This is a genomic window from Nitrosomonas sp. Is37, from assembly GCF_033063275.1.
Classification (GTDB): domain Bacteria; phylum Pseudomonadota; class Gammaproteobacteria; order Burkholderiales; family Nitrosomonadaceae; genus Nitrosomonas.
In genome coordinates this window covers 100463-109550 of record NZ_JAWJYP010000010.1, presented here as the reverse complement: position 1 = coordinate 109550, position 9088 = coordinate 100463, and the positions used below count along the sequence as shown (strand labels likewise).

At 46.2% G+C, this 9088-nt stretch carries 12 protein-coding genes; 3 read left to right on the top strand and 9 right to left on the bottom strand.

Annotated features, from left to right (window positions below):
* Window positions 1-100: 100 nt before the first annotated feature.
* Window positions 101-1003, bottom strand: coding sequence for an oxygen-dependent coproporphyrinogen oxidase (gene hemF, locus R2Q26_RS06665; protein WP_317535568.1), 903 nt, complete (start codon window positions 1001-1003; stop codon window positions 101-103).
* A gap of 197 nt (window positions 1004-1200) precedes the next feature.
* Between hemF and aroC the strand changes: the two genes are divergently transcribed.
* Window positions 1201-2373: a chorismate synthase gene (aroC, locus tag R2Q26_RS06660; protein ID WP_317535567.1), complete on the top strand. Its 1173-nt coding sequence runs from the start codon at window positions 1201-1203 to the stop codon at window positions 2371-2373.
* A 119-nt stretch (window positions 2374-2492) separates the two neighbouring features.
* Here the strand turns inward: aroC and R2Q26_RS06655 are convergent, their stop codons facing one another.
* The 3 genes from R2Q26_RS06655 to R2Q26_RS06645 form a co-directional block, all read right to left on the bottom strand.
* Complete coding sequence (locus R2Q26_RS06655) at window positions 2493-2984, bottom strand: methylated-DNA--[protein]-cysteine S-methyltransferase (protein ID WP_090568742.1); 492 nt, start codon at window positions 2982-2984, stop codon at window positions 2493-2495.
* Between the two features lie 3 nt (window positions 2985-2987).
* Complete coding sequence (locus R2Q26_RS06650) at window positions 2988-3854, bottom strand: DNA-3-methyladenine glycosylase (RefSeq protein WP_317535566.1); 867 nt, start codon at window positions 3852-3854, stop codon at window positions 2988-2990.
* A gap of 66 nt (window positions 3855-3920) precedes the next feature.
* Entirely contained in the window at window positions 3921-4715 is a 795-nt protein-coding gene (locus R2Q26_RS06645) for an RNA methyltransferase (protein WP_317535565.1), read from the bottom strand.
* A 109-nt stretch (window positions 4716-4824) separates the two neighbouring features.
* Between R2Q26_RS06645 and R2Q26_RS06640 the strand changes: the two genes are divergently transcribed.
* Complete coding sequence (locus tag R2Q26_RS06640; protein WP_317535564.1) at window positions 4825-5190, top strand: IS630 transposase-related protein; 366 nt, start codon at window positions 4825-4827, stop codon at window positions 5188-5190.
* Window positions 5114-5647 (top strand): IS630 family transposase, encoded by a 534-nt coding sequence (locus R2Q26_RS06635; RefSeq protein WP_317535570.1) that lies wholly within the window; start codon window positions 5114-5116, stop codon window positions 5645-5647. Before R2Q26_RS06640 ends, R2Q26_RS06635 begins: the two co-directional genes overlap by 77 nt.
* Before the next feature lie 483 nt (window positions 5648-6130).
* Here the strand turns inward: R2Q26_RS06635 and R2Q26_RS06630 are convergent, their stop codons facing one another.
* From R2Q26_RS06630 to pdxA, 5 genes are read right to left on the bottom strand one after another with little or no spacing between them, the layout of a single operon-like run.
* A complete protein-coding gene (locus R2Q26_RS06630) occupies window positions 6131-6847 on the bottom strand; it encodes an IS5 family transposase (protein ID WP_317535563.1) in 717 nt (238 codons plus the stop codon).
* A gap of 9 nt (window positions 6848-6856) precedes the next feature.
* The gene (locus tag R2Q26_RS15505) at window positions 6857-6931 is read right to left on the bottom strand and encodes a transposase (RefSeq protein ID WP_411182327.1); all 75 of its coding nucleotides are present in this window, start codon (window positions 6929-6931) and stop codon (window positions 6857-6859) included.
* A complete protein-coding gene (locus R2Q26_RS06625) occupies window positions 6924-7199 on the bottom strand; it encodes a transposase (protein ID WP_317535562.1) in 276 nt (91 codons plus the stop codon). Before R2Q26_RS06625 ends, R2Q26_RS15505 begins: the two co-directional genes overlap by 8 nt.
* A 55-nt stretch (window positions 7200-7254) precedes the next feature.
* Window positions 7255-8028: a 16S rRNA (adenine(1518)-N(6)/adenine(1519)-N(6))-dimethyltransferase RsmA gene (rsmA, locus tag R2Q26_RS06620; RefSeq protein WP_317535561.1), complete on the bottom strand. Its 774-nt coding sequence runs from the start codon at window positions 8026-8028 to the stop codon at window positions 7255-7257.
* 52 nt (window positions 8029-8080) lie between these two features.
* Complete coding sequence (gene pdxA / locus R2Q26_RS06615; protein ID WP_317535560.1) at window positions 8081-9079, bottom strand: 4-hydroxythreonine-4-phosphate dehydrogenase PdxA; 999 nt, start codon at window positions 9077-9079, stop codon at window positions 8081-8083.
* Window positions 9080-9088: the final 9 nt, after the last annotated feature.

Genomic DNA, 9088 nt, shown 5'->3' with positions numbered 1-9088 from the left:
AAATATTATCCAGTTGTTTATGAAAAATATGAAATTACAGACTTCCCTCAGAAAATAGGGAGTTTTGCAAAGGTCTCGAAGTGTTCAACCAGAATTTTTCCTAAAATTTAACCCAATCTTTGCCAATCAAGAAATCAGTATAGAGAGCGGCTTCTGTACTTCCTGATGGAGGAGTCCAGTTATAGCGCCATTTGACGATCGGAGGCAAAGACATTAGGATCGATTCGGTACGCCCACCTGTTTGCAATCCAAATAACGTTCCTCGATCCCAAACTAGATTGAATTCGACATAGCGTCCGCGACGATAGGCCTGAAAATCACGCTCACGCTCACCATACGGTGTATTGAGGCGTTTTTCTAGGATCGGAACATAGGCGGATAAAAAATGATCTCCAACGCTCTGCATTAGAGTAAAGCAGGTGGTGAAATCAGGTTGATTCAAATCATCAAAAAAAATACCACCAATGCCGCGTGGCTCTTTGCGATGTTTTAAGTAGAAATACTCGTCGCACCATTTTTTGAAGCGAGGATAATATGCATCACCGAAAGGCTGAAGTGCATTTTTACAGGTTTGGTGAAAATGAATGGCATCTTCTTCAAAGCCATAATACGGTGTTAAATCCATGCCACCACCAAACCACCAAACGGGTTCTGATCCTTCTTTTTTGGCTTCAAAAAATCGTACATTCATATGTATGGTGGGAGCATAGGGGTTGCGTGGATGCAAGACCAGTGACACTCCGGTAGCTTCAAATGAACGACCAGCTAATTCAGGCCGCGCGGCAGTGGCTGATGCAGGTAAGCCATTGCCATGGACATAAGAAAAATTGACCCCACCTCGCTCAAATATATTACCTTCTTCAATCACGCAGCTTAATCCACCGCCTCCCTCGGGACGTTCCCAGGCGTCGTGCAGGAAAGGTTTGCCATCTAACTGTTCTAATCCTGCAACGATTCTTTTTTGTAAATTAGTGAGAAACGCCTTGACTTCCGCTGTATTCATGATTACTCCTCTTTCAACTCAGTAACATCAATTAGATAATAACTTTTATTCGTAAGCATCATTCTACCTAGAGGTGCACGGCTAAGAAAGAAATTCAGTCACAAGTATCTGTATAAAAGTATTCGCCGGTGAGCAGCAGTAAAAATCCACACCAGCATATGTTAGACTTGGATCACCGATTTAACGAGAAAAAGAGAATGTCTGGGAATACGCTAGGAAAACTTTTTTGTGTCACGTCGTTTGGTGAGTCGCATGGCCCGGCGATTGGTTGTGTAGTAGATGGATGTCCACCAGGATTGGCTTTATCAGAAGAATTTATACAACAAGAATTGGATCGGCGCAAACCTGGCACTTCGCGCCACGTTACACAACGGCGAGAAGCTGATCGGGTAGAAATTCTTTCGGGTGTGTTTGAAGGTAAAACAACCGGCACACCGATTGCCCTGCTGATTCGTAACGAGGATCAGCGCAGCAAGGATTACAGCAAAATCATGGATGTATTTCGCCCCGGCCATGCGGATTACACCTATTGGCAGAAATACGGTATTCGTGATTACCGTGGGGGCGGGCGCGCATCTGCACGCGAGACTGCAGTTCGGGTTGCAGCGGCTGCAATCGCCAAGAAATGGTTGCATGAAACCTATGGTGTCATCATTCGTGGCTATATGGCGCAATTGGGGCCTGTCATCATCCCTTTTAAACAATGGAATGATGTGAATCAGAACCCATTCTTTGCGGCAGATAACAGTATCGTGCCGGAGCTCGAGGATTTTATGGATCGTCTGCGAAAATCTGGTGACTCGGTGGGTGCAAAAATCAGCGTCATCGCTGAGGGAGTGCCCGTTGGCTGGGGTGAGCCCGTTTATGATCGTCTCGATGCAGAAATTGCTTATGCAATGATGAGTATCAATGCCGTCAAAGGTGTAGAGATTGGTGCAGGATTTGCTAGTGTCAGTCAGAAAGGGACAGAGCATTCGGACGAGATGACGCCCAAGGGATTTCTGAGCAATAACGCTGGCGGTATTCTAGGTGGTATTTCCACGGGGCAGCCAATTACTGTCAATGTGGCAATTAAACCAACATCTAGCATACGTCTGGAGAGACGCTCTATCGATAAGGCAGGTAGGCCGGTAATTGTCGAAACACATGGCAGGCATGATCCTTGTGTCGGCATACGTGCTACTCCTATCGTTGAAGCCATGCTGGCCTTGGTATTGATGGATCACGCCTTGCGTCATCGTGCACAAAATGCCGATGTGGTTTGCAATACGCCCAGAATTCCAGGAGCGGTAAGCAGTAGCGCTATGACAACTACTTCAATAGGACCAGAATCACCCTTAGCCGAAGATCCTGAGCCTTATGAAGTGTGAGCAAGTTTGATCTGATATTAATTGCCAACGTGCGAAGCTGTTAGCATACCCTCTCTGGTTTATCTGCCCTGTAGTTTTGCTGGTAGCTGATTAATTTCATCACAATGGCGGGGCCAGTTTTATCTTGGCAGTAGCTCACCTTGTTTTGCTTCATGGGCTAATAGCCACTGCTTACGGTGCAGGCCGCCACCGTAGCCGACTAGCTTGCCGTTAGCGCCGATGACACGATGACAAGGTATGATAATAGAAATAGGGTTCTTGCCGTTTGCCAAACCTACTGCACGCACTGCTTTGGGTGTATGAATGCGCTCGGCAATACTTTTATAGCTGACAGTTTCGCCATAAGGAATGGTCGTCAGCAATTGCCAAACGGTTTCCTGGAAAGCTGTCCCGGATGCTTTTAGCGGGAGATCAAATTGACACAGCTCTCCTGCAAAATAGCTCTTTAATTGGGAGATGGCTTCTGCAAAGGGAGTTGGTTCATAAATCCAGTTTTCTTTCATGGATGGCAGGTAGTTTTGCACATCCATATATAAACCAGTAAGGTGTTCGCCATCACTCATGAGTAAGAGCGGATCGACAGGACTTTCCATGATTGTGTAGTAATTCATCGTTTAACCTCCTGCACTTAAATGATGCCACAAATGGATTGCGCCGTAGGCGCGCCAAGGTTGCCATTTTTCTGTACGATATAGAACTTCCCCTGGCTTTTCCACTTGTAAAGCGCGTATTAGCCCTAAGTCTGACGCTGGAATTGCATTGGAGTCTCCTAAGGCGCGCATAGCGATGTATTGGGCAGTCCAGGGGCCGATTCCCGACAATTCACGCAACTGTTCGATTATCTGAGCTGGATCACCATGCTCCAGCCCCAGTGTTCCCTCGACTACTTTCTGCGCGAGCTGGTGAATAGTTGAGGCGCGGCGTTGTGTTAAGCCAAGATCGATAATTGTTTGCAGCCTTGCATTAGCAATCGCGCTAGCTACTGGTCCAGTGCGATCCAGTTCAGGAAATGGCGTATCGACTGGTTTACCAAAAGTTGCAACAAAACGCCCGAACAGGGTAGTGGCCGCCTTGACGGTGACTTGCTGCCCTAGTATCGCCCGTAAGCTCAGCTCAAAGGTATCCAGGGTGCGAGGAACGCGCAAACCAGGGCTATGAGTAATAAGTTGCTTCAATATTTTGTCGTGTTTGAGATGAGCTTCAATAACTACTGGGTTCGCATCCAGGTCAAATAAAATGCGTAAACGAGTCTGTAGCTGAGTTAAACAGGGTAGCAGGGATGGGGATACTGCCACATCTATCTGGTGGTGGACCGCATCCTGCCTTGCAGTAATCCAGCCGGTATCATTGTTGAGCTTAATCGTTCGCAGATAGCGATCACCGTTTAATCGTTCTACGCGAAAGTTGCTCCGACTACAAAGAAAACTGACTAGAGCCTTCCAAGCCAATGGCGGATGGTAGCTTAGGTATAAAACTATCATTTCCTCCTTCCTGCTGCGAACTGACGTAAGACACATTAGCTAAAGTTTAGATGAGGCAATCAAACATTAATAGTATTGCTGCCTGACTTTCTCGAAGAAACAAATGGCGGCTGCGGCAGCAGCATTGAGCGATTCCGTATTGCCTAGCATGGGAATTGTAACCCGCTCGCTGACTGCTCGCAGTATTTCTTGCGATAGTCCTGCTCCTTCATTGCCAAATAAAAATGCAACCGGGCCTTTGAGATCGGTTTGATAAAGATGCTGGGTCGCCTGTAAAGTCGTAGCGATGACTTTGCCGTGAAATTGCTGGGCCACCTGCACCAAATTAGACTGCTCGTGTATAGTTAGCGAGAAATGCCCTCCCATTGCTGCTCGCAGTGTTTTAGGCGACCAAGCATCTGCACAATCGTTGGACAAATAAACATCATTCACACCAGCGGCTGCAGCCGAACGAAGCATCGAGCCCAGATTGCCAGGATCCTGTATGGCTTCCAGTAATGCACAAAATACCTGACTGTCGTCGACTGCATTAGACTCGCATGTGGGAATAGCAATAAGCGCCAGGATACCGGTTGGTGTTCTGACAGGGGATACTTGCTTGAACAAAGCATCGCTGAACATTATGGTATCGATTCCAGCTTGTCTACTGAATTCGCGTATCAAATGTTTGATTTCAGCATGGTCATATCCTGATTCACTCACGATCAACTTTAGCGGTATTTGTTCTCTAGCATGATAAACCTGAATGAGATGGACTCCATCGAGTAACGTCAAACCTTTTAATCGTCGTAGCCGTGACGATTTTTCCAGCTTAACCAGTTGCTTGAAGAGCCCGTGCTCGCGGGAAGTAATGGGATACATATGGCGCGAATTTCCGGAATACTGAAATTTTCTTATCCGCTATTTTCTCATATATCTGTTCAGGCATAATATATAGCAAAACAAGATAATTATGATTATGATAAAAGGCATGGCATATACATTGTATTTTCGCCGTAAAATTCTGTCTGTTCGAAAGAAAGAAGGACTCACAATAGCGGAGGTGGCGGCCCGATTTGATGTTGGTGTGGCAAGCGTGGCGCGCTGGATTAATAATATCTATCGCAAGCCACAAGGGCTCAGAAGACGCAAGATTGATCTCGACGCGCTGCGCCAGGATGTTCTCGATTACCCCGATGCTTACCAGTTTGAGCGAGCAAAGCGTCTGGGTGTTACGCAAAATGCGATTTTTCTTGCCCTGAGGAAATTGCGCGTGAGCTATAAAAAAAACACTGCGGCACCCTGGGGCGAACGAAGGCGCACGGCTTTCCTTCCAGGAAAAAATCAAGGCGCATGAAACTGTCGGTCGCACGATTGTTTACATTGATGAAAGTGGGTTTGCCCATGATATGCCGCGCATGCATGGATATCCTCCCCTGGGGCAAAGATGCTACGGCGTCCGGGACTGGCATGCCAAAGAGCGGACAAACGTCATCGGTGCGCTGACCGGAGAATTCCTGCATACCATCGGATTGTTCAAGACGAGCATTAATGCCGATGTTTTCTACGCGTGGACCGTGCAAGACCTGTTGCCCAAACTTCCTCCGGCTTGCGTCATCGTGATGGACAACGCCGCTTTCCACAAGCGACAGGATATCCAGGATGTCATCGCCAAAGCTGGGCACGTGCTCGAATACCTACCCGCTTACTCCCCGGACCTCAACCTCATAGAACACAAATGGGCGCAATCAAAAGTCCTGTGCAGAAAATTTCGATGCTCCATCGAGGGTCTCTTCAATGAGAATGCTCTTTGAATCATTCCTAACTGGTTTAGCTATATCAAGCTAACCTGGATATTTCACCAGGCCAGCAGGAACATAGTGCTAAAGCTGATGAAGCAATGTTTCTGGATAGATTTATGAAAATCCAATAGGATGTTGGCTGGAGATTTCCAGCATCTTTTCCTCCTCATTTCGCACCAATAGTCGCGGATGTTGGTTTGATGCAGGCTATGCAAATTTGTCTGCTCGCAAATCTGCCTGCCTTTATCTTGTGTTCTGGCGAAATATTCGGCCTAACAAGATTGGTTACGATGACGAAACGAGTAATGGAAAATTAAATTTTATTTCTTGCATTGCTCTCTACACTGTTCGATATAAAATCAGAGACCTTTGCAAAACTCCCTATTTTCTGAGGGAAGTCTGTAATTTCATATTTTTCATAAACAACTGGATAATATTTTTGCGAATTACTTCCAATTCTTCCGGAAAATGATCGCTTTAGCGCATTTTATTTGTTCAAAAGGCACATTTCTCCTGTGAGAGTCGTGAAAATAGGCTATCGACATACAATTTTGGTAGTCTTTTCCGGTTGTATGCCATGGCTTGAAAAATATGCCAGGCATGTGCTTTGGCTAGACCACGGTATCGCAGGATTTTGACTCCAAACCAGCGCGCCTGACTGCCAAAGGTACGCTCTACCACATAACGGACTTTCGTGATCAAGCGATTGCGTTGTAATTGTTGCTGTGTTAGAGGTTTGTTCTTCACCGCCCTATCCTGAATACCATTTTTAATACCGCGTGCTTTCAAAGCTGCATGGTGTTTCTGGCTACAGTAAGCCTTATCAGCATGAACCCGAGTGCCTGATTTGATTTCGACCTTTTCGAGTAAAGTTATTAAAGGCTTGCTGTCATGGCAATTGGCAGCCGTGGTTTCAACTGCTAGCACTAAACCATTGCCATCAACCATTGTGTGCTGTTTATAACCAAATATTGATTGGCCGCCTTTTTTCACCCAGCGCGCCTCAGCATCCACGCCAGGTTGAACAACTTCAATCACACGCATAGCCGCTTTCGCATCATCTTCATCATCCCGATCTTCCCGATCATTGACCACTTCGTAGGGTGGCCTGGTCTTCGGTTTGCGCGGACTTTGTGTGATGCTCGCATCCACATGACATCCCTTGGTTACCGTGATGTTATGCGCCTGAATTTGTTCATTGATTCTCTCCAACAACCCATCTCATGCGCAAGCTGCCGTCAAGCGTGTTCTAAAACGCGATAACACTGAATGATCCGGAACATTATCTTTAAGAATACAAACCCAAAAAACGCATCACGTGCAGATTCGAGTTAGCCATATCTTCTACCGCCTCATCACTGAGACCACCATTCCATATGCCGACTAACAGCATTTTGAAAAGCAGTAGCCCAGAGTAAGCAGGGCGACCTGTGGCATCGCTTGTAGGCGCATAATGCTGAGCAATTGCTTTCTCTATCGGGTTCCAATCAATCAACTGATCAATTTGGTTTAGAAAATTGCCTTTGCGGGTGCGGCGCGTAACATCAAAATCTGAAAAACTCATATAAATTACCCCAACAACATGAAATGTGAACTTTTAGATTATAAGCAAGACAATGTTAAGAAAGGCCAGCCAGATAACTCACGATCATTGCATATTGCGCTACCGACAAATTCTCTGCCCGTAAACCGGAATCTAAGGCTAAAGCATCAAAATCTTCAGGCTTAAGATAATCACGCAAAGTATTGCGCAATGTTTTGCGCCGTTGTGAGAAGGCAGCCGATACGATTTGGGCAAATAATGGCTCTTGGTCAACAGGGACAACAGGTTGCGTCAATGGACGCATGCGCACAATAGCTGATTGTACTTTTGGGGAAGGACGAAACGATTCTGCCGGAATCATCAGGATTTGTTCCATTTCAAAATGATTCTGCAGCATGACAGATAAACGCCCATAATCTGGAGTAGAGGGAATAGCTACCATGCGCTCGACTACTTCCTTTTGCAACATAAAATGCATATCGACAATATAAGAACAAAATTGACTGAGATGGAATAAAAGGGGGGTAGAAATATTGTAGGGTAAGTTGCCAACGATGCGTAAGCGGTTACCCAATTGAGAAAAATCAAACTTCAATGCATCTACTGAATGGATAGTTAATTTCTCTTCAGTAAATTCCTGACTTAGATGCTTAACGATATCCCGATCAATTTCTATGGCATAAAGATGGTCCACAATTTGCAGTAATGGCCGCGTCAATGCACCTAATCCAGGGCCAATCTCAATAAGTCGATCGCCCCTGGATGGTCGGATGGCGTGAATGATTTCAGCAATGATCTCGGGGTCGATCAGAAAATTCTGACCAAAACGCTTGCGCGGAATATGCTTCACAATCTAATAAAAATACGTAAGCTTAGGCTGGTAGTAACTGTGTTATGGAATTTCAGGATTGTTGCCGAGCACACTGCTTTTGAGCCAGCATGATTGCCATTTCTATGGCGGTTCGTAAACTACCCGGATCAGCTCGCCCCGTTCCAGCCAAATCAAGGGCAGTGCCATGGTCCACCGACGTTCGTATAATAGGTAGCCCCAGAGTAATATTAACTCCCGTGCCGAAGCTTGCGTACTTAAGCACAGGCAATCCTTGATCATGATACATGGCAAGAATGCAATCATAATCCTTCAGTCGTGCTGGATTGAATAACGTATCGGCTGGCAAAGGCCCAAGCAAGTTCATGCCTTCAGCACGAAGTTTGGTCAACACTGGAATGATGATGTCGATTTCTTCACGGCCCATATGTCCTGATTCACCTGCATGAGGGTTGAGCCCAGCAACTGCAATGCATGGATTATTGATAAAAAAACGATTAACCAGATCATGATGGATGATGCGTAGTTTCTGCTCCAGCTCTTCAGGCGTAATTGCCGCAGCGACTTCTTTCAAGGGCAAGTGCGTGGTCGCAAGTGTTACCCGCATGTTACCACCCACCAACATCATAACTACCTGACTGTGCGTCATTTCTGCTAGGTATTCGGTATGACCCGTAAAAGGTATGCCTGCCTCGCTGATAATCCCTTTGTGAACCGGTGCTGTCACCATAGCATCAAACATTCCATTTTGACACCCTTCTACAGCATATTGCAGCGTTTTGAGTACATAGCTTGCGTTCGCTGGATCCAGTCTACCAGAGGAAACAGATACGTTTACCGGTACATGCATGATTTGCAGACTTGCAGGTTTATGCTCACTAAAATGAGCAGAGGGTCTTTCGATTAATTCCAGAGGCAGCTGTAACAATGCCGCGCGCTGCTGCAGCATGTCACGATCAGCAATGACCACGAGTTGACAAGATAAAGCTTCCTGCGCGATTTGAACACACAAATCGGGGCCAATGCCGGCTGGTTCACCTGCCGTCAATGCAAGTATGGGCATTTTTTTCATCGAATAGCT